This is a genomic window from Rahnella sp. CG8 (assembly GCF_023701875.1).
GTDB lineage: Bacteria > Pseudomonadota > Gammaproteobacteria > Enterobacterales > Enterobacteriaceae > Rahnella > Rahnella aceris.
On record NZ_JABAED010000007.1, the window covers coordinates 152599 to 177156 of the forward strand.

The following is a 24558-nucleotide window of genomic DNA, read 5'->3' on the forward strand; positions in this document are numbered from 1 at the left end:
GTATTCAAATGTGTGCAGAACAGAGAGCCAGCATTCAGTGCGAGTAACGCTGTCAGCGGGACACTCTGAACCCGGAAAAAGCGCGATCAGCGGGCCTGTAACAGGCTGATGAACGGGCAAAATCACGGGAAAAATAATCATACAAAAAACGGATGGTTACAGGAGCATTATGTTACGCCAGTAATCCCACACATTAAATAGGTTTTTTAGTGACCCAAAGCGGATTTCCGTGTACAGGTCAATTTAAGAACAAAACAGTGATAATCGCTGTAATTGATCTGACGCAATTTAAGCCTATCTCATTGTTTATTTCTATAATGTCTTCATCAATTTCGAAAAAAATATTTCAGGATGTTAACCGTTGGTTTCATTGAGCTTTAAGGGTGGCTTTTATGTTAATTAATTGTGTTTATATGGTTATCGTTAATATTTATTTTGCTACCTATTTAAACCTAATTATTAACCTTTTATTTCCAATGAACCTATCGTGCTGTGTTAATAAATATAGCTCAATTCAGCGAATGTTAACTATTTCGCTTAAAATAAAAAAGGCCACCCTAAGGTGGCCAACATGTCGAATCTTTTTCTTAAATAAAATGGCTTCACCCGCACCGTAATTTCACCGGTGCGGGTGGGGTAATACTTATTGCGGAAGCAATGATTTCACGGCTTCGCCGATATCGGCCAGGCTGCGAACGGTTTTCACGCCTGCCGCTTCCAGCGCTGCAAATTTCTCATCAGCAGTGCCTTTACCACCGGCAATGATGGCGCCTGCATGGCCCATACGTTTGCCTTTAGGCGCAGTCACACCCGCGATATAGCCCACAACCGGTTTAGTCACGTGTGCTTTGATGTACGCGGCAGCTTCTTCTTCCGCGTTACCACCGATTTCACCGATCATCACGATCACTTCAGTCTGTGGATCTTCCTGGAACAGCTTCAGGATATCGATGAAGTTAGAGCCCGGGATCGGGTCACCGCCGATACCGACGCAGGTAGACTGGCCGTAACCGTAATCAGTTGTCTGTTTAACGGCTTCATACGTCAGCGTACCGGAACGGGAAACGATGCCCACTTTGCCTGGCAGATGAATGTGGCCCGGCATGATGCCGATTTTGCATTCGCCCGGCGTGATAACACCCGGACAGTTTGGCCCGATCATCACTGCATCGCTCTGATCCAGTTTCACTTTAACCACCAACATATCCAGCGTCGGAATGCCTTCAGTGATACAGATGATCAGTTTAATACCTGCATCCAGCGCTTCCAGAATAGAGTCTTTACAGAACGGTGCCGGCACATAAATCACAGACGCCGTTGCACCGGTAGTTTCTACCGCTTCACGCACGGTATTGAACACTGGCAAGCCCAGATGCTCGGTGCCGCCTTTGCCTGGCGTAACGCCGCCAACCATTTTGGTGCCGTAAGCGATGGCTTGTTCGGAGTGGAAAGTCCCCTGGCTACCGGTGAAACCCTGGCAGATAACTTTGGTGTTCTTGTTGATTAAAATCGACATTATTTCCCCTCCACTGCCGCGACAACTTGTTGAGCCGCATTCGTCAGGCTGGTCGCTGCAATGATGTTCAAACCGCTGTCTGCCAGTTTTTTGGCACCCAGCTCGGCATTGTTACCTTCAAGACGCACCACAACCGGTACGCTGACGCCCACTTCTTCCACCGCGCCGATGATACCGTCGGCGATCAGGTCGCAACGAACGATACCGCCGAAGATGTTAACGAAGACAGCTTTGACTTTTTCATCGGACAGGATGATTTTGAAGGCTTCGGTCACGCGTTCTTTGGTTGCGCCACCGCCAACATCCAGGAAGTTAGCCGGTTCGCCACCGTGCAGTTTCACGATATCCATGGTACCCATTGCCAGACCGGCACCGTTCACCATGCAACCGATGTTGCCGTCGAGTGCAACGTAGTTCAGTTCCCACTGCGCTGCCTGAGATTCACGGGCATCTTCCTGGCTGTAATCGCGCATCTCGCGCAATTCTGGCTGACGGAACAAGGCGTTGCCGTCTGCACCCAGTTTGCCGTCGAGGCAGATCAGGTCGCCAGCGGTAGTCACCACCAGCGGGTTGATTTCGATCAGCGCCAGATCGCGCTCAAGGAAGATGTTCGCCAGACCCATGAAGATCTTGGTGAACTGCTGAACCTGCTTACCGGTCAGGCCCAGTTTGAAAGCCAGTTCGCGCCCCTGATAAGGCTGCGGACCTGCCAGCGGATCCAGTGCCACTTTATGGATCAGGTGTGGCGTCTCTTCTGCCACTTTCTCAATTTCCACGCCGCCTTCTGTAGACGCCATGAACACCACGCGACGGGAGCTGCGATCCACTACCGCACCGAGGTACAGTTCCTGATCGATATCCGTTGCCGCTTCAACCAGGATCTGGTTAACCGGCTGACCGCTGGCGTCTGTCTGGTAAGTGACCAGACGTTTACCCAGCCAGTGCTCAGCAAAAGCGCGGATCTCTTCTTTGCTTTTGACCACTTTCACGCCGCCCGCTTTACCGCGGCCACCGGCATGAACCTGACATTTCACCACCCACGGACCGGCACCGATTTTCGATGCAGCCTCTTCCGCTTCACGCGGGGTGGAACAGGCGAAGCCCGTCGGTGCTGGCAGGCCGTAGCGCAGGAACAGCTGTTTCGCCTGATACTCGTGTAAATTCATGATGTTCTATCCATTCTTAGTAGGAAGGCTTATCAGGGCACAGCGAACTGTGCCGCAGATTTTTCGATCTCTAATCTTTCGCAGTGCCGGGACTAGACGTCCAGCAGCAGACGAGCCGGATCTTCCAGCATCTCTTTAATGGTCACCAGGAAGCCGACCGATTCACGGCCATCAACCAGACGGTGATCGTAGGACAGCGCCAGATACATCATTGGCAAAATCACTACCTGACCATTGACCGCCATAGGACGATCTTTAATGGCATGCATGCCGAGGATCGCACTCTGTGGTGGGTTGATGATTGGCGTGGACATCAGGGAGCCGAAGACGCCGCCGTTGGTCACAGTAAAGTTACCGCCGGTCAGTTCTTCCACTTTCAGTTTGCCGTCACGACCTTTGATCGCCAGCTCTTTGATTTGCTTCTCGATATCTGCCATGCCCAGCGTATCGACATCACGCAGAACCGGGGTCACCAGGCCGCGTGGCGTGGATACCGCGATGCTGACATCGAAATAGTTGTGGTAAACCACATCCTCGCCGTCAATAGAGGCATTCACTTCCGGGTAGCGTTTCAGTGCTTCAACCACGGCTTTCAGATAGAAAGACATGAAGCCCAGACGCACGCCGTGACGTTTTTCGAAACCATCACCGTACTGCTTACGCAGATCCATGATTGGCTTCATGTTGATTTCGTTGAAGGTCGTCAGCATCGCAGTGCTGTTCTTCGCTTCAAGCAGACGCTCAGCAACACGCTTACGCAGACGGGTCATAGGCACACGTTTTTCGCTACGTGAACCCAGAGCCGGAGCGGCGCTGGTCGCTGCCGGAGCGGCGGCTGGCGCGGCTGCCGGTTTCGCGTCTTTGGCTTTCGCCAGATGCTGTTCGATATCTTCACGGGTCAGACGACCACCAACACCGCTGCCTTTAATCGCGCTGGCATCCAGAGAATGTTCTGCAATCAGACGGCGGATAGCCGGGCTGAGTGCGTCGTTGTTCTCTTCTTCCAGTGCTGCTGTGTGGCGTGCCGCAGGAGTCGCTTCTTTATCGGAGCTTTTCTCAGTGCTTGGCTTACCGCTGCTGTTACCCGGACGAATACGCGCCAGGATCTGACGGGAAATGACCGTCGCACCTTCGTCTTCGATAATGCTGTCCAGGATACCGGCTTCACTCGCCGGGACTTCCAGAACCACTTTGTCGGTTTCAATTTCTACCAGTACATCGTCACGCTCAACACTGTCGCCCGGCTTTTTGTGCCAGGTGGCAACCGTCGCATCCGCAACGGATTCAGGAAGGTCAGGGACCAGAATATCTACGCTACTCATTATCAATCCTTCTTATGTTCCATATAGTTAACTGACACCGACGCGGTTATTTAACGTTCAGCGCATCGTTAACCAGATCTTGCTGTTGCTTCTGGTGAACGGACATGTAGCCCACTGCCGGAGAGGCAGAGGCCGGGCGTCCTGCGTAACGTAAAGAAGCCCCGAAAGGAATCACTTCACGGAAATTGTGCTGGCTGCAATACCACGCGCCCTGGTTCAGTGGCTCTTCCTGGCACCAGACGAAATCATGAACGTGTGAGAATTTCTCAAGCACTTCCTGAATTGCCTTGTGCGGGAACGGGTAAAGCTGTTCGATGCGGACAATCGCCACATCGGTTTGCTCGTTTTTGCGACGTTGTTCCAGCAGGTCGTAATAAACCTTACCGGAGCACATCACCACGCGCTTAACCTGTTTCGGATCCAGTTCGTCGACTTCACCAATCGCTGGCAGGAAGCTGCCGTCAGCCAACTCATCAAGCGTAGAAACCGCCAGAGGATGACGCAACAGAGACTTCGGTGACATCACGATCAGCGGACGGCGCATACCGCGCAGTGCCTGACGGCGGATCATGTGGTAAACCTGCGCCGGGGTAGACGGGATACACACCTGCATATTTTGCTCAGCGCAAAGTTGCAGATAACGTTCCAGACGCGCGGAGGAGTGCTCCGGCCCCTGCCCTTCGTAGCCGTGCGGCAGCAGCATCACCAGACCACACATGCGGCCCCATTTCTGTTCGCCGGAACTGATGAACTGGTCGATAACCACCTGTGCACCGTTGGCGAAGTCACCGAACTGCGCTTCCCAGATGGTCAGGGTGCGCGGTTCAGCGGTCGCGTAACCGTATTCAAAGGCCAGCACCGCTTCTTCGGAAAGCACGGAATCCCAGACATTGAATTCGCCCTGGCTGTTATGAATATTGGCCAGCGGCACGTACACGGAACCGTTTTTCTGGTTATGGATCACCGCATGGCGATGGAAGAAGGTGCCGCGGCCGGTATCTTCACCGGAAAGACGAATCGGAATACCTTCATCTACCAGCGTCGCGTAGGCCAGATTTTCCGCGCCACCCCAGTCGAACTTCTTATTGCCTTCGGCCATCTCGTTACGGTCGCCGTAAATCTTGGCAACGCGGGATTGCATTTCGATCGCATCAGGCACATGGCTGACACGACGCGCCAGTTCCTGCAGGCGTTTCAGCTCGACCTTGTTCGGATAAGCCTCATCCCACTCATGATTCAGATACGGTGACCAGGTGAAAGTGTGCATGTCATTCTGACGCCACTCTTCCACTACGCATTCACCGGCATCCAGCGCATCGCGGTACAGGTTGACCATTTCCGTGGCATCTTCGAGGCTGGCTACGTTTTGCTCAGTCAGAACATCAGCGTAAATCTTGCGTGGCGTCGGGTGTTTCTTGATCTTGTTGTACATCAGCGGCTGGGTTGCGCTAGGTTCGTCGGCCTCGTTATGGCCGTGGCGACGGTAGCAAACCAGGTCGATCATGACGTCACGTTTAAAGGTGTTACGGAAATCCAATGCCAGGCGGGTCACGAAAGCCACCGCTTCAGGGTCATCGGCATTGACGTGGAAAATCGGTGCCTGCACCATTTTCGCGATATCGGTACAGTAATCGGTAGAACGCGCATCTTTCGGATTCGAGGTGGTGAAGCCCACCTGGTTATTGATGACGATACGCACGGTACCGCCCACTTCATAACCGCGTGCCAGCGACATGTTCAGGGTTTCCTGAACCACACCCTGACCGGTAATGGCCGCGTCACCGTGAATGGTGATTGGCAGAACCATGTTGCTGCGCGCTTCGTCCAGACGATCACGACGGGCACGAACAGAACCGATGACGACCGGGCTGACGATTTCCAGGTGCGACGGGTTAAACGCCAGCGCCAGGTGAACCATACCGCCTTCGGTTTCCACATCAGACGAATAACCCATGTGGTATTTCACATCACCGGTGCCCAGGTGTTCTTTATGCTTACCGGAGAATTCGTCGAACAGGTCCTGAGGTTTTTTGCCCAGCACGTTGATCAGTACGTTCAGACGACCGCGGTGCGCCATACCCAGCACGACTTCGCGGGTTCCGTTTTTGCCGGCATGACGGATCATTTCTTTCAGCATCGGAACCAGCGCATCGCCACCTTCGAGTGAGAAGCGTTTTGCACCCGGGAATTTCGCCCCCAGATAACGCTCCAGACCTTCTGCTGCGGTCAGCTCTTTAAGAAACGTTTTCTTCTCATCATTGGTGAAACTCGCACGACCTGCCACGGATTCGATTCGCTGTTGGATCCAGCGTTTCTCTTCAGTGTTGGTAATGTGCATGTATTCCGCACCAATGGAACCGCAATAGGTTTGCTTCAGGGCTTTATACAGCTCGCCGAGCTGCATGGTTTCCTTGCCAATGGCAAATGAACCGACGTTGAAGGTTTCCTGGAAATCAGCTTCAGTCAGATGGTGGAACGCCGGGTCCAGATCAGGCACGGCGTCCAGCTTCCACAGGCCGAGGGGATCAAGGTTTGCATTCTGATGACCACGGAAGCGGAAGGCGTTGATTAACTGCAGCACCTTGACTTGCTTGGCATCCGTTTCCGGATCGCTGATGGAGGAGTTATAACGTGACGCGTCTTTCGCCAGGCGGCGGAAGTAGTCCCGAGTTTGAGAATGGAGTTGCTCTGGTTTCACACCCACTGTTGGTAGCTGTTTAAAAATCGAACGCCAGCTATCGTCAACGGAACCAGGATCGGTTAAGTAGTCTTCATAGAGTTGCTCTATGTAAGACTGGTTTGCACCCGCCAGATAGGAGGAATCCAGCCAGGCCTTCATTGCGCCGTTCTGCATCGTGATCCCTTAAGCTTTGAAGCTTTAGTTTTCGCCGTGGTTAATAATAATGACCGTGATACACCGCGGTAAAACGGTTTTCCATACTAAAACAGTTCGTTGGTTGAGCGGTTGGCTCTTCAAGGAACCTTCAGAAATCCGCCATGCGCGTGACTGATTTTTGAAGTTACCCTGCTTATTTCTGCTGCCTTTCGGGGGATTTTTATCTCCCGGTTTTTGACCCGGCTATCTTACTCCAGTCAGGCGCAACTTTGTTGCACTTGTTGCTACTTTGTTATTAAAAAATTAATTATTTGCTATCCCCACCTCAGTTACCACATTTGTAACTAAAGAAAGCGAAAAACCGGTGGTAACTAAATAACAGCGGGAACCTGAGTTCCCGCTGTGCGTGGCTTATCAATCAGGCACCGCGTTGTAGCAGCATCGATTTAATATGGCCGATAGCCTTGGTCGGGTTCAGCCCCTTTGGACATACACTCACACAGTTCATGATGCTGTGGCAGCGGAATACGCTGAAAGCATCATTCAGATCGTCAAGGCGCGATTGAGTCTCGGTATCGCGGCTGTCGATCAGGAAACGGTAAGCGGCCAGAAGGCCTGCCGGACCGACAAACTTGTCGGGATTCCACCAGAAAGACGGGCAGGACGTTGAACAGCAGGCGCAGAGAATACATTCGTACAATCCGTCCAGCTTTTCGCGGTCATCCGGCATTTGCAAATGTTCACGCGCCGGAGGATTTTTCCCATCATTCAACAAGTAAGGCTTAATCTTCTCATACTGCTTATAGAATTGTCCCATGTCTACTACAAGGTCACGGACAACCGGTAACCCCGGCAACGGACGGATTACAATTTTCTTGCTGCCGTTACGCAACGTCGAGACGGGTGTGATACACGCCAGGCCGTTTTTGCCGTTCATGTTGACGCCATCTGACCCGCAAACACCTTCACGGCATGAGCGGCGGAAAGCCAGCGTCGGATCCTGTTCTTTCAGCAAAATCAGCGCGTCGAGCAACATCATATCGCGCCCTTCTTTAGCTTCCAGCACGTAATCTTTCATGTACGGCACGTCATCAACGTCCGGGTTGTAGCGATAAATCGAAAATTCAATTTTCATAATCTGTCTCCGCTCCGCCCTAGTAAGTACGCGCTTTCGGCGGGAACGCCGCGCGAAGCTTAGGCTGCATGTTCACATCACGGCGGGTCATGCTTTCTGTTTCTGGCTGATACAACGTGTGGCACAACCAGTTCGCATCATCACGCTCAGGGAAGTCGAAACGGCTGTGAGCACCACGGCTTTCAGTGCGGTAGTTTGCAGAGACAGCGGTGGAGAACGCAGTTTCCATCAGATTATCCAGTTCCAGACACTCAACGCGCTGGGTATTGAACTCTGAGGACGTATCATCCAGACGGGCAGATTTCAGACGCTCGCGGATCACTTTCAGTTCTTCCAGACCTTTCGCCATCGCATCACCTTCACGGAATACCGAGAAGTTGTTCTGCATGCACGATTGCAGGTCTTTACGGATAGCCACCGGATCTTCACCTGAACGGGTGTTGTTCCAGCGGTTCAGACGCTCCAGAGATACATCAATGTCGTCCTGAGAAGCATCACGGCTTTCGCCCTGCTCAGTGATAGATTCCTGCAGATGCATACCCGCTGCACGACCAAACACCACCAGATCCAGCAGTGAGTTACCACCGAGACGGTTAGCGCCGTGTACCGATACACAGGCAATTTCACCCACCGCGAACAGACCCGGAATCACTTCATCCTGACCCTGTGCGTTAACACGCAGCGCCTGACCGGTCACTTTGGTCGGAATGCCGCCCATCATGTAGTGACAGGTTGGGATAACAGGGATCGGTTCTTTCACCGGATCAACGTGTGCGAAGGTACGCGACAGTTCAAGGATGCCCGGCAGGCGGGATTCCAGAACGTCTTTACCCAGATGATCGAGTTTCAGTTTAGCGTGCGGGCCCCACGGACCTTCGCAGCCACGGCCTTCACGGATTTCGATCATGATGGAACGCGCCACCACGTCACGACCCGCCAGGTCTTTGGCATTCGGCGCATAACGTTCCATGAAACGTTCGCCGTCTTTATTGAGCAGATAACCGCCTTCACCACGGCAGCCTTCTGTCACCAGAACGCCTGCGCCAGCGATACCGGTCGGGTGGAACTGCCACATTTCCATGTCCTGCACCGGAACACCTGCACGTAGCGCCATGCCAACACCGTCGCCGGTATTAATGTGGGCGTTGGTGGTGGACTGGTAAATACGGCCTGCGCCGCCGGTCGCCAGTACGGTCGCTTTGGCTTTGAAATACACCACTTCGCCGGTTTCAATGCAGATTGCGGTACAGCCGACGATCGCGCCGTCCTGGTTTTTCACTAAATCCAGTGAATACCATTCAGAGAAAATCGTGGTGCCTTTTTTCAGGTTTTGCTGATACAGCGTGTGCAGCAAGGCGTGACCGGTACGGTCAGCGGCGGCCGCAGTACGTGCCGCCTGCTCGCCACCGAAGTTTTTCGACTGGCCGCCAAACGGACGCTGATAAATGCGGCCATCTTCAAGACGGGAGAAAGGCAGCCCCATGTGTTCGAGTTCCAGAATCGCTTCCGGCCCGGTTTTACACATATATTCAATGGCGTCCTGGTCACCGATATAGTCGGAACCTTTTACGGTGTCGTACATGTGCCATTCCCAGTCATCCTCATGGGTGTTACCCAGCGCGACGGTGATACCGCCCTGCGCGGACACCGTATGGGAGCGGGTCGGGAAGACTTTTGAAATCAGGGCGCAAGACAGCCCCATTTGTGAAATCTGTAACGCGGCACGCATACCGGCGCCACCTGCACCGATGACGACAGCATCAAACTCTCTGACTGGCAGATTCATTTACTACGCTCCCCAAACAACAATTGTTCCGTAAAGTAGGTAAACCACTAACACCACGACGATAGCCAGTTGCAGCATCAGCCGGACAGCCAGCGGTTTCACATAGTCCGTTAACACCTGCCACATGCCGATCCACGCGTGTATCAGAATTGAGAGCAGCGCCAGCAGTGTGAATACTTTGGTGATGGAGGAAGAGAAGAAGCCATGCCAGACATCAAATGTCAGTTCCTGAGCCAGAACCACGAAGCCCAGAATATAGAGGATATACAGGGTGAGGATAATTGCGGAAGCACGCAGTAACAGCCAGTCGTGCACACCATTACGCCCTAACGCAGAAACGTTGCTTACCATACGAGAACTCCAGCCAGAATTGACAGCACGACGGTCAGCCCGATTGCCACCTGGGCAGAACGGGTACCGGCAGCCAAACTCTCTTCGATATAGCCAAAATCCATCAGCAAATGGCGTACGCCACCGCAAACGTGATAGGCCAGCGCAGTGAGTATTCCCCAAAAGATGAATTTGACGAAGAAGCTATTCATGATGGCGGCAGCATGCGCAAACCCTTCAGGAGAAGAGAGAGACAGGCCTAACAGCCAGAGGAGGATACCGACGGCGACGAAGGTAATTACGCCAGAGACTCGGTGTAAGATGGACGCTATCGCAGTAACAGGAAACCGGATCGTTTGCAGATCCAGATTGACAGGTCTTTGTTTTTTCACGGTTTTGCCCACACAGCTCTTATTATTTTTCCTCCGGTCCGGAGCAGTATGTCAGACAGCACCCTTTCCTTCGTTCTTGTCGTTGTGGATGCGTTGACTTACCGCCTCCCCACAGAACCAATAACGTTGGAAAGCTGAGCTAAAAGCCCAACATTTCACGCGCTCAAACAACGACATCCGATGTGCTTAAACGGCGCAGAAATGTGTTTTCCTTTAAGTCCATTTTCATAAAATCTGAGACAAAAAAGAGAGTGCTGGGTGCTCCTACTTCGGATTGCCCGGAGACCTTGTAGGAGTATAGGTTGATCACATTCCTATTACAATTGCCCTACAAATGCTTTATTCACATTTCTCCGAAACAGTGAGTTAGCTCCCATTTTTCACAAAAGACACGAAATAAATTATCCAGTTTGACATTTGATCAACATTTCCATTACAAATGAACTATCCCTATAGGACTGTGATTCTGCGCACATACCGGCTTCGCCTTCACGCACCAAAATGGTGAAAGTTTCTGAAGAATCAGTGGATCACACAATCGCAATGCAGGGTCTTCCCTGACGGCTCAAGTTATGCAAAAGTGGTGATTGTGTAAATCCTCATACTCTTCACAGGTACTGAGCGACAGAACAGTAATGATTTACCGAATCGTTAACAACGATGAAACGCCGCTTGTTTGTCACAGAGCAGTCTGAGACTGCACTTCGACTCAGCTCTACGTTCCCTTCCCATTCGATCGCAGAGCTAAGGCTGACAATAATAATGACCTTACAAGGCGTCGCTTCCAGGCATTTCTGTTGTTACTGATTTTTAAAAATAAGGCGCTAAGGAGACTGTAAATGGCTGATAAGAAAGCGACACTTACCCTACAAGGTCACGACCCGATTGAACTAAACGTGCTGTCCGGCACACTGGGCCAGGATGAAGTGGATATCCGCACCCTCGGTTCTAAAGGTCTTTTCACTTATGACCCCGGTTTCACCTCTACTGCATCCTGCGAGTCCAAAATCACCTATATCGACGGTGACGAAGGCGTTCTGCTGCACCGTGGTTTCCCGATTGACCAGCTGGCACAGGAGTCCACTTTCCTTGAAGTGAGCTATTTGCTGCTGAACGGCGAAGTGCCGACTCAGAAACAGTACGATGAATTCAAAACCAATGTCACCCGTCACACCATGGTGCATGAGCAAATCACCCGTCTGTTCCACGGCTTCCGTCGCGACTCTCACCCGATGGCGGTCCTGTGTGGCGTCACCGGCGCGCTGGCCGCGTTTTATCACGACTCCATCGACGTAGAAAACGAACGTCACCGTGAAATCGCAGCTTACCGTCTGCTGTCTAAAATGCCGACCGTCGCTGCCATGTGTTACAAATATTCTATCGGCCAGCCGTTTGTATATCCGCGCAACGACCTGTCTTATGCCGGTAACTTCCTGCACATGATGTTCGCCACCCCATGTGAAGAATACAAAGTGAATCCGATTCTGGAACGCGCGATGGATCGTATTCTGATCCTGCACGCTGACCATGAGCAAAACGCCTCCACGTCCACCGTGCGTACCGCCGGTTCTTCTGGCGCTAACCCGTTCGCCTGTATTGCTGCAGGTATTGCGTCCTTGTGGGGACCGGCTCACGGCGGCGCGAACGAAGCTGCACTGAAAATGCTGGAAGAAATCAGCAGCGTTGATCACATCCCTGAATTTGTGAAACGTGCAAAAGACAAGAATGATTCTTTCCGCCTGATGGGCTTTGGTCACCGTGTTTACAAAAACTACGACCCGCGCGCAACCGTGATGCGTGAAACCTGTCATGAAGTGCTGAAAGAGTTGGATCTGAAAGACAACCTGCTGGAAGTAGCGATGGAGCTTGAACATATCGCACTGAACGACCCGTACTTCATCGAGAAGAAACTGTACCCGAACGTCGATTTCTACTCCGGCATCATCCTGAAAGCCATGGGTATTCCCTCTTCCATGTTCACCGTGATCTTCGCGATGGCGCGTACTGTTGGCTGGATTGCTCACTGGAGCGAAATGCATCAGGAAGGTATCAAAATTGCCCGTCCTCGCCAGCTTTATACCGGCTATGACAAACGCGATTTCCATTCTCAGCTGAAAAAATAATTCCCTCCTGTCCTAATATACAAGGCCGATGAATAATTCATTGGCCTTTTTATTTATTCAACCCAAAGAGACCTTAATTATATATTAAGCATAAATTAACGATTCAATATATCAGTACCAATATTTGACGCTTATCCTTCCGTGATATACCATCCCCCGAAATTCATCTGACAATAAACTCATAGTCATCAACAATATGATTCATTGCAATCCGCTAATTAAAAAAGCGTATTAATGAAACATGTAAGATAAACACGCCATTATTAAAACAAAGGACACTTTGACATGGAAGAATATCGGGAACACCCGCATTCATTTAAAAAAACATTATTATCGAGCGCCATCTTTAGTCTTTTATTACCGTCATCTATTGCACTTGCAACAACCACATTTTCAACGGGCATAACCCCTGCTGATGCCTTGAGTTTCGCTACGACGGGGGCGGGCGATCACGCTTACACCATCACCGGCGCGGGTACAGAAGTTATTGTTGATGGTGAAATCACTATTCCCGGAATACCTTCGCCAGTGCCCGTTCAATCCGTAGTTTCCACGACCGGCAGCGAAGCTTATGCATTCAATATTATTAGCGGAGGTAAGTTAATCCTTAATTATGCTGATGTCAGCACAACAGATTCCAGCAAAACATTTAACATTATTACTGGCGCATCAGCCGAAATTAATAATACCGACATCCGTACGGGTAAAGATGACAGCAGTGTTATTTATGTCTCAGATGTCGGTTCAACATTAACAGGTAATGATATACGTATCACCAGTGATGCCGCTCAGGCACAGGGAATTAATATCCAGTCGGGTGCACCGGTGAACCTGAGTAATGTAAACATAGAATTAACTAACGCAAAACATGCGCTCACCGTTTCTGACGCCTCATTGAGCATTGAAAATCTCACGGTTAAACAAAACTCTGCAGGTTCCCAAAATGTCATTTATGCGTCAGGTTCCAGCGATGCCAAAAGAACTACCGTTGACATAATAAACGGCAACGTCGAAATGACCGGCACTGACGATATCATGGTGAATAGCAACGCCTATAGCGATGTGACGTTGACAGGCGGGACCTACACCACGACAGGCAATAATAACATCGGTTTTTTTGCCAGTCAGGGCGCAACGCTAACGGCCAAAAATATAGTGCTCAAGACCGAAGGTACCCGTTCAGCCGCTGCTTTAGCCACAGGCTCCGGGGCTATGGCACTTGATACCGCTGAGATCACCACAACCGGTACGGGAAGTAATCTGCTGGTTGCGATGAATGATTCTACCCTTGATGCCAATGCGGTTACGGGGATTTCTACCGGCGAAGGGGCTTCCGCTGTCCGTTCCTACGCCAACAGCCAGATGACCATCAGCAACAGCGAGTTATCGGCCTCCGGTGCATTCGCAAATGGCATCTATACGCAGGGTTTTGATGCAGATCATCAGGCTATCGTGACGCTGGATAACAGCCTTGTCAGCAGCGCCACCAGTGAGGGAATACTGGCTGCAGGTGCCAATACCCGGATTAACGTGAACAACGGGTCAACCGTGCAAAGCGGAAACGGCATTCTGCTGAGAGCCGGAAGTTTCACAGATACTGATACGGGCGTTACCGCGCAAAGTCAGGTGAATTTATCTGCCAGTAATTCTTATATGGAAGGCGATATCATTGCCGATACCGGCAGTGTTGTGGATGTCTATCTTAACAGCGGCTCTGAATGGCAAGGCATCACCGCCAGTACCAACAGCATTAATATCGACGATTCCAGCCGGTGGACGCTGACCGGTGATTCCACGATTTCGCAGATGAACTCCGGTGGCACCACGTTCTTCACACATAACGGTAATGAATACTCTGAACTTACCGTGAACAGCAATATGACCGGCGACGGCACATACCGTATCAATACCTATCTGGATGACAGCAACTCGCCGACAGACAAGATCCACGTAACGGGCGACATTACCGGTCAAAATACCTTGTTTGTCACCAGCACAGGCGGCAACGGTAACTATACACAGGGCAACGGGATTGAAGTGGTTACCGTGGATGGAACCAATACACAGGGAACCAATGCCTTCACGCTGGGGAATTCTGTCTCAGCGGGTGCGTTCAACTACGGGCTGCGTAAAGGTGATATCACCACCGGTGAGGGTGAAAACTGGTATCTGAGCACCTGCGCTAATTATGATTGTTCAACGCCGATCCCTGCCCCTGCGCCTGATCCAACGCCAGATGATAATCCGGACGCGAATCCTGACGCCAATCCGGATGTGAACCCAACTCCGATGCCATCCGACGACAACCAGCCATGGCGTGAGGAAGTGCCGGGATATATCGCGGCACCGGCGCTGAATATGCAGTATGGCTTTGATGCGATTGGCACTTATCACCAGCGTACCGGCGGTGATGTGCTGCATAAAGACGGCGCATGGGGTCGGATTGTCGGTACTCACACCGAGAATGACGCAGGCCGTTACAGCTATGATACCGATACCTGGTATGCGCAGTTGGGTATAGATCTGATATGGGATAAAAACGAAGAAAACACCGAACGCAGTGCCGGTATTCTCGTGACACTCGGACGTCAGAATACCGACGCGGAAGACAGCCTTCGCAGCAATAACCCGATATATTCCGTACAAGCTGGCAGTGTAGACAGCGACATCTATAGCCTCGGTGGTTACTACACGCTAAAAGCGCAGGATGGCGGCTACATTGACGCGGTGGGTATGGGCAGCTGGTATAAAAACAGCTATGACAGCACGCATGATGCCGATCAGGACGGTTATGGCGTCGCGTTATCAGTGGAAGCCGGCAAACCCTTTACACTGCATGAAAATCTGAAAATTGAACCTCAGGCGCAGGTGATTTATCAGTATCTGAATCTGGAAGATTTCAACGATGGCATCAGCAATGTCTCCGGCGTATCAACCAGTAATGCGCAGGCACGCGGCGGTGTGCGGTTGTTCATGGATAATCCAACCTGGACGCCTTATCTGACGCTGGATGCCGTTACGACTATTGGCGATGAACCCGAAGTACAATTCGCGACTCAACGGCTTAAAGCGGAATTCAGCGACAACTGGTGGCAGACTGGCGCAGGGCTGGCGGGCAAACTCAGTGAAAACACCACAATTTATACAGACGTCCGCTACCAGAAAGGATTTGATTCAGATCTGGAAGGTTACAGCGGTAATCTGGGTATCAAAGTGAATTTCTGATTCTGAAAACACTGAGCAAGGGCACTCCGGTGCCCTTTTCTTTTTTATCTTTCAGACCTGGCACACCGGACACCAGAAGAATGGTCGCGATGACACACTGGTTTTCATGATCGGATCGCCGCAACGTTCACATGGCTGGCCTGTGCGGCCAAATACCTTAAAACGGAACAGCGCGCCGTGATGCACATTTTCATCCATCGTACCTCGCGTGGCGTACGACAACCGCGCAACAGACAAACAGGCATCGGCCAGCGCATCCAGTTCCGTGTCATTCAGCTCTTTCGGTTTATGATCCGGCAGCAGTTTCGCCAGCCAGAGAATTTCCGCCCGCAGATAATTCCCCAACCCGGCCAGAAAAGCCTGATCCAGCAACATTCCGCCTAACTGCCGGTTGCAGAATTTAGGTGAAAGTAACCGTTCACGTACCTGTGCGACCGTCAGTCGCTCATCCAGCACGTCGGGGCCGATACGTTGCAGGAACGGATGCTTTTCGATTTCCGCCGTATCGTAAATACTGATTTCGGACGCGCTGTAGAGCAAAATCGCCGCTTCGGTGGTTTCCAGCTTTACCCGCAGCGAGCGTTTGGTTTCTTTCGCCACTTCACCGGCATTGACCACCCGCCAGACGCCGTAAAGCTGATTGTGGCTGTACAACGTCAGTCCGTTGGAAAAGTGCGTCAGCAGGGCTTTCCCCCGCGTTTCAATCGACGTGATTCTGGTTCCACGCAGCGCTGACTGATAAGGTTCCAGCGCAGGAAACGCAAACCAGACATCCGTCAGAGGCTTATTCACTACCGCCGTAGCCAGCACATCGGCCGCACGGCGAATTTCAGGACCTTCAGGCATCAGTGAGTCGCACCCCCGGCAATTTTCAAATCTTGTTCCGTGTGCAGCGCGATGGCGATCGTCAGCTCAAGGGCGTTCAGAACAGTATGTACTGACATACTTGGCGCCCCCGGATGATGCGCGGCCTGTTCAGGCAGATAAGGAATATGGATAAAACCGCCCTTCACCACCTTACAGGCAGGCTGCGCCAGACGATGCATCAGGCCGTACATCACGTGGTTACAGACATAGGTACCGGCGGTTTGCGACACCGATGCCGGGATTCCCGACTCGCGCAATCCGTTGACAATTGTCTTGATCGGCAGAGTGGAAAAATACGCCGCCGGGCCGTCGCTGACAATCACCTCATCCACCGGCTGATTGCCGTCGTTATCGGCAATACGCGCGTCATCGACGTTGATCGCCACGCGTTCGATGCTGAAATCATTGCGGCCACCGGCCTGTCCGACGCAGATCACCATTTCCGGCAGCACTTCATCGATCGCCGCATTCAGCGCATCAATGGCTTTGCCGAACACGCACGGCAACTGACGAACCACAATCTGCGCGCCCGACAATTCCAGGTCGCCCAGTTGCTTTACTACTTCCCATGATGGATTAACGCGCTCGCCGCCAAAAGGCTCAAAACCGGTGACTAAAACTTTACGCATAGAGGTACTCCTCAGATTCTGCAAAAATCAGCCTGCGCTGATCTGAATATCCTGTTCAGCAAACGCGTGCCTCAACCGGCGGGCAAACGTCAGCGCGTGCTCACCATCACCATGCAGACAGACAGTTTCCGCATTAACGGGCACCCAGACACCTTCGCGGCTGAGCACTTTTTGTTGCTGTATCATCGACAATGTCTGATCCAACGCCAGTTCGTCGCTTTCGATCATCGCATCCGGCTGAGTGCGCGGCACCAGTGATCCGTTGTTCTGATAACGCCGGTCAGCGAACACTTCCTGACGGGTTTGCAGGCCAAGGCGTTCGCCAGCACGAATTAATTCGCTGCCCGCCAGCCCGACCAGACGCAATGCCGGATCCACCGCATGTACCGCTCGGGCGATGGCATCCGCCAGCACGGCGTCGGTTGCTGCCTGGTTGTACAACATGCCGTGCGGCTTTACATGCACCATGTGTCCGCCTTCCGCACGGGTGATGGCAGCCAGCGCACCCAGCTGATACACCACCTGCGCATACACGGTTTCGGCAGGGAGTTGCATGGCGGTGCGGCCAAAATTTTCCCGATCAGGGAAACTCGGGTGCGCGCCAATCGCCACACCGTATTTCAGCGCCCGGCGCACGGATTGCTGCATGGTCTGCGCGTCACCGGCATGAAATCCGCAGGCGATATTGGCTGAACTGACGAGCTGCAACAGCGCCTCGTCATTCCCACAGCCTTCGCCTAAATCGGCGTTAAGATCAATAACCATGCAGCCCCCGTTTAATCTGTTCGATAAAGAGTGATTGCTCACGTAAGGCCTTCTGCGCGTCTTCCGGTGTGCATTTGACGAAATGAATCGGTTCGCCCAGGCGGATTTGCGCCAGATTATACAAATCCGCCTCAATAACACAGGCAATACGCGGATAGCCGCCAGTGGTCTGAGCATCGGCCATCAGAACAATCGGCTGGCCACCATGTGGCACCTGCACCACGCCCGGCAATAAGCCGTGCGACAGCATTTCACGGTCAGTTTCGCGTTTCAGGGTATGCCCGTGCAGACGGTATCCCATACGGTTACTTTGCGGGCTGAGCTGCCAGGCGGCGCGCCAGAATTCATCGCGCGACTTCTCGCTGAATTCCTGATACTCCGGCCCCGGCAATGCACGAATGCGGTTGCCAAACAGCAGTTGTTTAATGCCACCGGTTTTTTGCGGTTGCCGGAACGAATCACCGATGGGCAACATATCGCCATCCTGCAACGGACGCCCGTGGAAACCGCCGAATTTGGCTTTCAGATCGGTACTGCGTGATCCCATAACTTCCGGCACATCGATGCCGCCGGAAACTGCCAGATAGCTGCGCATGCCGCGGGTGGGCATTTTCAGAGTCAGCACCTGCCCCGGTTTCACTTCGTAACACCAGCCGGTCCACACCTCTTTACCATCAAGTTGTGCGTGACAACCGGCGCCGGTCAGCGCGATCCAGCCTTCGCGGTGAAACCCGGCACTGAACTGACCGAGGGTAATTTCCAGCGCAGCCGCATTTTCGTCATTGCCAACCAGCAGATTGGCAGACCGCAGCGCCGGGGCATCCAGCGCGCCGGACTGACTGACGCCCTGCTGGCGGTAACCATTGCGGCCTAAATCCTGCACCGTGGACAACATCCCGGCGCGTAAAACCTTCAGCATACGCCCTCCTTCTGTGGCACAAAACGCACGCTGTCGCCCGGCAGCAATAATGTCGGCTGTTCCCGCAGCGGATCAAACATCGCGATGAGCGACTGGCCGATCAGTTGCCAGCCCCCCGGTGTCTCAAGAGGATAAATACCTGTCTGACTGCCGCCAATGCCAACCGAACCCGCAGGCACTGACAGGCGCGGTTCGCCGTGACGTGGCGTGGCAAGTGTCGAAGGCATGCCGCCCAGATAAGGGAAACCGGGCTGGAAACCGAGAAAATAGACGATGTAATCAGCACCTGCGTGACATTCGACGACCTGACGCGGCGTCATGCCGGTATGACGCGCCACGTTGTCCAAATCCGGTCCCTGCGTACCCCCGTAAATCACCGGAATTTCAATCAGCCGCGATTCAGGCTCGATGGCTTCGCTTTCTTCCCACCAGTTTTGCAGACGCTCAATGGCATCCAGCGCCGAACTTTGCGCCTCGGAGAGTAATACCGTCAGATTATTCATGCCGGGAATGACTTCACGCACGCCCGGATACGCGGCGCGATCCTGTAAACGTTGCGTCAGCCCCCAGATCCGTTGCTGGCTTACCAGTGATACCGGGGGTTCAAGTTCCAGCACTACCGCGCGTTCGCCCAGCAGGTAACATCGTGCTCGTTGCACTCAGGCACTCCTTAAAGAAGGGTTGTGGATCATTGGGTTATTCATCGAATCAATAGCGTGAGATTTGTTATCAGTTATGCGTGAAACAGAGTGCTGATGTCAACTCATCTGCCTCTTTGCGCAGGCGACGGAGGTTTCGCCCGCCGCCTGCAACTGCTACTCTCAGAAACGTTGCTGTTTTTTAGCGTTTGGATAACGCCTTCGTTACACAATAGGGATGGCCTGTGAGAAAACCATTAGCACTCTTTTTTCCGCTCTACACCACGACATTACTGATGTTACTGGGTTCCGGCCTGCTGACGACTTACATTTCCCTGCGTCTTTCCGCGATTCATGTCAGCGGCGCGATGATCGGGGCGATCATCGCAGCCAACTACATCGGGCTGGTGATCGGCGGCAAAGTCGGCCATATCCTGATCGCCCGCGTCGGCCATATTCGTGCCTACGTTTCCTGCTCCGGCATTATCACCGCCGCCGTGCTGGGCCATGGCCTGACTGACATCATCCCGGTCTGGGTGGTGCTGCGCCTGATCATCGGCTTATGCATGATGGTGCAATATATGGTGCTGGAAAGCTGGCTCAACGATCAGGCCGAAGCCAGTCAGCGCGGCGTGGTATTCGGCTTTTATATGGTGGCGTCTTATCTCGGGATGGCGCTTGGTCAGGTCGTACTGATGCTCAACAGCGATTTAGGCGTCAGTACGCTTATCGTTATTGCCTTGTGTTTTGCCCTGTGCCTGGTGCCGATTGCGCTGACTACACGCACCAACGTCGGCCATATGTCGCCAGCGCCGATGGAACTGAAATTCTTTATCGGCGCGATCCCCAAAGTGCTGGCTATCACGTTGCTGATTGGCATGGTCGTCGGTTCGTTCTACGGGCTGGCGCCGATTTACACCAGCCAGCAATCGCTGAGCACACAACAAACCGGTCTGTTTATGGCGCTGGCGATTTTCGCCGGGCTGCTGGCACAGTTCCCGCTCAGCTGGCTTTCCGACCGCTATAACCGCAACATGCTGATGCGCATAAACGCCATCCTGCTGGCCGTTACTGCCCTGCCACTGGCGTTGTTCAGCCACATCTCATTCCCGCTGTTGCTCGCCATTGGTTTTGTCGTCAGCCTGATGCAGTTCACCTTGTACCCGCTGATCGTCGCACTCGCCAATGACATGATCGAACCGGAGCGTCGCGTCTCGCTTTCAGCCTGTCTGCTGATGGCTTTTGGCGTCGGCGCCTGTATCGGCCCGCTGGCGGTCGGCGCGCTGATCGAACCGCTGGGTGGCAATATCCTGTATGCGTTTTTTGCCCTGTGCGGTGCCGGGATTGTGGCACTGAGCCGGACGTCGAAAAAGGAAGAAGAAACACAGATGGCGGTCGATGCACCGGTTCCGCACATCGCCATGCCGGACAGCCTGAGCAGTTCCCCGCTCTCGCCTGCGCTAAACCCGGCGTTTGACGAACAGATGATTCAGGAAACCATGCCCGCACCGGAAAACGTGGTGGAACCGCAGGTTGAGGAAAGCGAAGCCGCAGAGGAAGAAGAAAGCAAGTATCCACCGCAGGGCGCAGACCCCGAAGTGGATACCGGATTACAGCGGGCGTTCACCCTGCTGGAAGACAACGTTTCTGAAGAGACGGTCGAAAAGAAAAATTAGGCAGGATTGTCGATGTCGATGAACATGACGTCTAACCCGTGTTCCGCTGCCAGCCATTCGCCCAGCGCTTTCACGCCATAACGTTCGGTGGCGTGATGGCCTGCGGCAAAGAAATGCAGGCCCATTTCACGGGCAATATGAATGGTTTGTTCAGACACTTCGCCACTGATAAAGGCATCGACGCCAAATTCTGCGGCTTTCTGAATGTAGCCCTGACCGCCACCGGAACACCATGCCACGCGACGGATTTCGGCAGGTGCATTCTGTGAACTGTGCAGCACGTTGCGATCCAGCGTCACTTCAATGCGCTGGCGGAATGCTTCACCGGTCAGTGGTTTTTCCAGCTCGCCCCACGGCAACAGCAGGGCAATTTCCCCCTGCACGTCGATACCGAACAGTTTCGCCAGTTGCGCGTTATTCCCCAGCTCCGGATGGCCGTCCAGCGGCAGATGGTAGGCGTACATATTGGTATCCGTTGCCAGCAACGTCTTAAGACGGTTACGCTTCATGCCGCGGATTTCAGCCGGTTCGTCTTTCCAGAAATAACCGTGATGCACCAGAACCGCATCAGCTTCGACAGCAATCGCGGCATCCAGCAGATCCTGCGACGCCGTCACGCCGGTCACCACGCGCTGCACTTCACGACGCCCTTCAACCTGCAATCCGTTCGGTGCGTAATCTTTGTAATTGCTGATATCCAGTTTCTGATTAATCAGCTTTTCAAGCTGGAGATTATTCATGGCGTTTCTCGTTATTAATGGATGGTCTACTTGATCTCTAATTTATCACCCTGCGCCATCCTGACAAAATTCACGCCCAGATTATTCCCTTTTTCCAGCTGCGCCATGATCGCCTGTTCAGGATCTGCCCCGGCTTTCAGGCTGGGTTTAACGTGGCTGATAATCACCGTCAGGCCTTTCAGCGAACCTTCGCCACCGGCGTATTGTTGCAGCGTTCCCAGCTCTTTCAGCAGCCAGTCCGGCGTCAGATGCCCAAACAGTTTGCTGTCGGGTACGCCATCGGGATACGACGTTTCGATAATCAGCCCTTTCAGCCGTTGTGCTTTCACTTCATCGCCCAGCACGCGCCACACGGTATCGAGATTTTTTGATTTCTCGACTTCATCCGGGCCGGTGTCGCCGAAGAAGGCAAAAGACTGATTATTGCGGCTGACCAGGATCATGCTGGATGGCGTACCGCCGTGACTCAGAGGATAAATAATGCCGTCCAGACCGGTCAGCCCGAGAGAAAATCTCTGTGCCGGACGCTGCTGGTTGAGGCGATAGGTGCCGATACGTAAACCACTGCCGGAGTCGGTAAAGTTCGGCCAGACGCGACCATTGAAATAATGCTGACGCAGCGTGCCAATGGTATCGGCCATGCCGTAAATCGGTTTTTTGCTGTCTTCCGGCGAGCTGATAATCAACCCTGCAAGATGGTCGAGATGACCGTGACTGATAAAGTATCCGCCAATCAGGTTACGGAAAACCGCGCCCTGCGGGGTCAGCGGTGCGGCATTTTCGGCGGTAACCTGCGGAAAACTGCCTTTCTCCAGCGCCTTGCGGATGCCCGGTAAAACAGAACCGGCATCCAGTCCGAGATAGAGTTTTTGATCGTCACTTCGGATCAGATAGGAGGTGAGGTTACCTTCTTCGACGCCGCCGTTCACGCCGAGCGCCACAACATCAAATCCCGCGTTGGCCTGCCCCGCCCAGCATGCCAGCATCATCGCCAGCAGGTATTTTTTCATCACATCGCTCCTTGTCGTGGTGAGAGAGTAAAGTCAGTCTGACCGGTTTTTTGCCGCCTCAAACGCCGCGAGCGTGTCTTTTCTCGCCTGCGCGTGATCAATAACCGGCAGCGGGTAGTCTAGCACGCGATGATGTTTTTCCGCCCAGCGATGCGGTTGATGAATGTCTCTTTCCGGCACATCCGCGAGTTCAGGCACCCAGGCTTTGATAAAGCGTCCGGCTTTATCAAAACGTTCGCCCTGTGTCGTCGGATTGAAAATACGAAAATACGGCGCGGCGTCAGTCCCCGTCGAGGCACCCCACTGCCAGCCGCCGTTGTTGGCGGCCAGATCACCATCCAGAAGTTGCGACATGAAATAGCGTTCGCCTTCACGCCAGTTGATCAGTAAATCCTTCACCAGAAAACTGGCGACAATCATACGCAGACGGTTATGCATCCAGCCCGTCGCATTCAGCTGACGCATAGCCGCATCTACAATCGGATAACCGGTTTTCCCGTCTTTCCACGCCTGCAAATCATCGGGCGCATGACGCCAGCGCACGTTGTCAGTCCATGCAACGAACGGCTGATGTTTGCAAAGTTTCGGCCAGGCGACGATCAGATGGCGGTAAAACTCGCGCCACACCAGCTCATTCAGCCAGCCGAACGCGCCGCCGTCGGTTTTCTCCAGCACGTCCGGGCATTCGGCGCGCAGACGGTTCAGACACTGGCGCGGCGAAAGCACGCCAATGGCCAGATACGGCGAAAGCGAACTGGTGCCGTCGGCCGCCGGTAAATCACGTTGTTCGAGGTAATCCTGCACCTGTTCACGACAAAAACTGCGCAGCCGGTTGCGCGCGGCTTCCTCGCCAATCGCAAAATGATCGCCGATATCCGCCAGCGGATAATCGAACGGCATCAGCCGGTGTGTCACCACTTTTTCAGCATTTTCTCGCGCCTGTGGCGCAGGCTGCGAACGGCTGTCAGATTCGGTCAGGCGGGATAAAAACGCGCGGCGAAAAGGCGTATAAACCTTGTACATTTCATTATTGCCGGTCATTACCGAACCCGGCGGCAGCAGCAGACTGTCGTCAAAAGCGTGGCAGATGACCGATTCACTGACCGCGTTCTCCAGCGCCGCATCACGCTGACGCTCGTTGAACTCATACTGTTTATTGTAAAACAGCGCATCCACTTTTTCGGTTTTGCAGAAATCTTTCAGCCAAGCCACGCTGTCGGCAAAATCATCACACTGGTGGTAATGCAGACCGATGCCACGCTCAGCCAGCACATGCTGTAACGCCTGAAGATGTTGATAAATAAACATCGCCTGCCGCGGTGCCATTTCATGTTGTTTCCACTGTTCGGGCGTGGCAACAAATACGGCAATAACACGCGCCTGCAGGTCTTCACAGGCAGCATGCAACGCGCGATTGTCGGTTATCCGCAGGTCATTACGGAACCAGACTAAATGCGTGGTCATATTTTCCCTTATATATCCG

General features: G+C 53.1%; 19 protein-coding genes. 3 read left to right on the top strand and 16 right to left on the bottom strand.

Features of this window, described 5'->3' with window-relative positions; genetic code table 11:
* Positions 1 to 643 precede the first annotated feature (643 nt).
* The 8 genes from sucD to sdhC form a co-directional block, all read right to left on the bottom strand.
* Positions 644 to 1516, bottom strand: coding sequence for a succinate--CoA ligase subunit alpha (gene sucD, locus HGO41_RS09250; protein WP_013576436.1), 873 nt, complete (start codon positions 1514 to 1516; stop codon positions 644 to 646).
* Positions 1516 to 2682, bottom strand: coding sequence for an ADP-forming succinate--CoA ligase subunit beta (sucC, locus tag HGO41_RS09255; protein ID WP_013576437.1), 1167 nt, complete (start codon positions 2680 to 2682; stop codon positions 1516 to 1518). The genes sucD and sucC overlap by 1 nt, the downstream gene beginning before the upstream one ends.
* Before the next feature lie 92 nt (positions 2683 to 2774).
* On the bottom strand, positions 2775 to 4004 hold the full coding sequence (gene odhB / locus HGO41_RS09260) for a 2-oxoglutarate dehydrogenase complex dihydrolipoyllysine-residue succinyltransferase (RefSeq protein WP_013576438.1): 1230 nt from the start codon (positions 4002 to 4004) through the stop codon (positions 2775 to 2777).
* Between the two features lie 46 nt (positions 4005 to 4050).
* Positions 4051 to 6858, bottom strand: a complete 2808-nt coding sequence (gene sucA / locus HGO41_RS09265) for a 2-oxoglutarate dehydrogenase E1 component (RefSeq protein WP_121020042.1) — start codon at positions 6856 to 6858, stop codon at positions 4051 to 4053.
* Between the two features lie 400 nt (positions 6859 to 7258).
* Positions 7259 to 7975, bottom strand: coding sequence for a succinate dehydrogenase iron-sulfur subunit (locus HGO41_RS09270; RefSeq protein ID WP_013576440.1), 717 nt, complete (start codon positions 7973 to 7975; stop codon positions 7259 to 7261).
* A gap of 19 nt (positions 7976 to 7994) precedes the next feature.
* On the bottom strand, positions 7995 to 9761 hold the full coding sequence (gene sdhA / locus HGO41_RS09275) for a succinate dehydrogenase flavoprotein subunit (RefSeq protein WP_250980978.1): 1767 nt from the start codon (positions 9759 to 9761) through the stop codon (positions 7995 to 7997).
* A gap of 3 nt (positions 9762 to 9764) precedes the next feature.
* Positions 9765 to 10112, bottom strand: coding sequence for a succinate dehydrogenase membrane anchor subunit (gene sdhD, locus HGO41_RS09280; protein WP_013576442.1), 348 nt, complete (start codon positions 10110 to 10112; stop codon positions 9765 to 9767).
* Complete coding sequence (sdhC, locus tag HGO41_RS09285; protein ID WP_013576443.1) at positions 10106 to 10495, bottom strand: succinate dehydrogenase cytochrome b556 subunit; 390 nt, start codon at positions 10493 to 10495, stop codon at positions 10106 to 10108. The genes sdhD and sdhC overlap by 7 nt, the downstream gene beginning before the upstream one ends.
* Positions 10496 to 11322: 827 nt before the next feature.
* Between sdhC and HGO41_RS09290 the strand changes: the two genes are divergently transcribed.
* Together HGO41_RS09290 and HGO41_RS09295 are read left to right on the top strand one after the other, a co-directional pair.
* Positions 11323 to 12606, top strand: coding sequence for a citrate synthase (locus tag HGO41_RS09290; RefSeq protein WP_013576444.1), 1284 nt, complete (start codon positions 11323 to 11325; stop codon positions 12604 to 12606).
* Between the two features lie 420 nt (positions 12607 to 13026).
* On the top strand, positions 13027 to 15831 hold the full coding sequence (locus HGO41_RS09295; protein ID WP_250980979.1) for an autotransporter family protein: 2805 nt from the start codon (positions 13027 to 13029) through the stop codon (positions 15829 to 15831).
* 51 nt (positions 15832 to 15882) lie between these two features.
* Here the strand turns inward: HGO41_RS09295 and nei are convergent, their stop codons facing one another.
* Genes nei through pxpB form a run of 5 tightly spaced genes read right to left on the bottom strand, consistent with a single transcriptional unit; the run spans position 15883 to position 19670 of the window.
* Positions 15883 to 16677 carry an endonuclease VIII gene (gene nei, locus HGO41_RS09300; RefSeq protein ID WP_250980980.1) on the bottom strand — a complete coding sequence of 265 codons (795 nt, stop codon included), beginning with the start codon at positions 16675 to 16677 and terminating at the stop codon, positions 15883 to 15885.
* On the bottom strand, positions 16677 to 17327 hold the full coding sequence (pcp, locus tag HGO41_RS09305; RefSeq protein WP_013576447.1) for a pyroglutamyl-peptidase I: 651 nt from the start codon (positions 17325 to 17327) through the stop codon (positions 16677 to 16679). Before pcp ends, nei begins: the two co-directional genes overlap by 1 nt.
* Before the next feature lie 27 nt (positions 17328 to 17354).
* Positions 17355 to 18092, bottom strand: coding sequence for a 5-oxoprolinase subunit PxpA (gene pxpA / locus HGO41_RS09310; protein WP_112198160.1), 738 nt, complete (start codon positions 18090 to 18092; stop codon positions 17355 to 17357).
* The gene (pxpC, locus tag HGO41_RS09315; RefSeq protein ID WP_112198161.1) at positions 18082 to 19011 is read right to left on the bottom strand and encodes a 5-oxoprolinase subunit PxpC; all 930 of its coding nucleotides are present in this window, start codon (positions 19009 to 19011) and stop codon (positions 18082 to 18084) included. Before pxpC ends, pxpA begins: the two co-directional genes overlap by 11 nt.
* A complete protein-coding gene (gene pxpB, locus HGO41_RS09320; protein ID WP_013576450.1) occupies positions 19005 to 19670 on the bottom strand; it encodes a 5-oxoprolinase subunit PxpB in 666 nt (221 codons plus the stop codon). Before pxpB ends, pxpC begins: the two co-directional genes overlap by 7 nt.
* 224 nt (positions 19671 to 19894) lie before the next feature.
* Here pxpB and HGO41_RS09325 point away from each other — a divergent pair, with 224 nt between their 5' ends.
* Positions 19895 to 21325: an MFS transporter gene (locus HGO41_RS09325; protein WP_013576451.1), complete on the top strand. Its 1431-nt coding sequence runs from the start codon at positions 19895 to 19897 to the stop codon at positions 21323 to 21325.
* Here the strand turns inward: HGO41_RS09325 and HGO41_RS09330 are convergent.
* Genes HGO41_RS09330 through phrB form a run of 3 tightly spaced genes read right to left on the bottom strand, consistent with a single transcriptional unit; the run spans position 21322 to position 24539 of the window.
* The gene (locus tag HGO41_RS09330) at positions 21322 to 22065 is read right to left on the bottom strand and encodes a type 2 GTP cyclohydrolase I (RefSeq protein ID WP_013576452.1); all 744 of its coding nucleotides are present in this window, start codon (positions 22063 to 22065) and stop codon (positions 21322 to 21324) included. The two genes, HGO41_RS09325 and HGO41_RS09330, sit on opposite strands and share 4 nt — an antisense overlap.
* A gap of 26 nt (positions 22066 to 22091) precedes the next feature.
* Positions 22092 to 23075 carry an MBL fold metallo-hydrolase gene (locus HGO41_RS09335; RefSeq protein WP_119261851.1) on the bottom strand — a complete coding sequence of 328 codons (984 nt, stop codon included), beginning with the start codon at positions 23073 to 23075 and terminating at the stop codon, positions 22092 to 22094.
* A gap of 33 nt (positions 23076 to 23108) precedes the next feature.
* A complete protein-coding gene (gene phrB, locus HGO41_RS09340; RefSeq protein ID WP_250980981.1) occupies positions 23109 to 24539 on the bottom strand; it encodes a deoxyribodipyrimidine photo-lyase in 1431 nt (476 codons plus the stop codon).
* Between the last annotated feature and the right edge of the window lie 19 nt (positions 24540 to 24558).

Bases quoted from the DNA above. Each gene is read 5' to 3' on its own strand.
- sucD (WP_013576436.1), bottom strand. From the start codon at position 1,516: ATGTCGATTTTAATCAACAAGAACACCAAAGTTATCTGCCAGGGTTTC.
- sucC (WP_013576437.1), bottom strand. From the start codon at position 2,682: ATGAATTTACACGAGTATCAGGCGAAACAGCTGTTCCTGCGCTACGGC.
- odhB (WP_013576438.1), bottom strand. From the start codon at position 4,004: ATGAGTAGCGTAGATATTCTGGTCCCTGACCTTCCTGAATCCGTTGCG.
- sucA (WP_121020042.1), bottom strand. From the start codon at position 6,858: ATGCAGAACGGCGCAATGAAGGCCTGGCTGGATTCCTCCTATCTGGCG.
- HGO41_RS09270 (WP_013576440.1), bottom strand. From the start codon at position 7,975: ATGAAAATTGAATTTTCGATTTATCGCTACAACCCGGACGTTGATGAC.
- sdhA (WP_250980978.1), bottom strand. From the start codon at position 9,761: ATGAATCTGCCAGTCAGAGAGTTTGATGCTGTCGTCATCGGTGCAGGT.
- sdhD (WP_013576442.1), bottom strand. From the start codon at position 10,112: ATGGTAAGCAACGTTTCTGCGTTAGGGCGTAATGGTGTGCACGACTGG.
- HGO41_RS09290 (WP_013576444.1), top strand. From the start codon at position 11,323: ATGGCTGATAAGAAAGCGACACTTACCCTACAAGGTCACGACCCGATT.
- nei (WP_250980980.1), bottom strand. From the start codon at position 16,677: ATGCCTGAAGGTCCTGAAATTCGCCGTGCGGCCGATGTGCTGGCTACG.
- pcp (WP_013576447.1), bottom strand. From the start codon at position 17,327: ATGCGTAAAGTTTTAGTCACCGGTTTTGAGCCTTTTGGCGGCGAGCGC.
- pxpA (WP_112198160.1), bottom strand. From the start codon at position 18,092: ATGGTTATTGATCTTAACGCCGATTTAGGCGAAGGCTGTGGGAATGAC.
- pxpC (WP_112198161.1), bottom strand. From the start codon at position 19,011: ATGCTGAAGGTTTTACGCGCCGGGATGTTGTCCACGGTGCAGGATTTA.
- HGO41_RS09330 (WP_013576452.1), bottom strand. From the start codon at position 22,065: ATGAATAATCTCCAGCTTGAAAAGCTGATTAATCAGAAACTGGATATC.
- HGO41_RS09335 (WP_119261851.1), bottom strand. From the start codon at position 23,075: ATGAAAAAATACCTGCTGGCGATGATGCTGGCATGCTGGGCGGGGCAG.
- phrB (WP_250980981.1), bottom strand. From the start codon at position 24,539: ATGACCACGCATTTAGTCTGGTTCCGTAATGACCTGCGGATAACCGAC.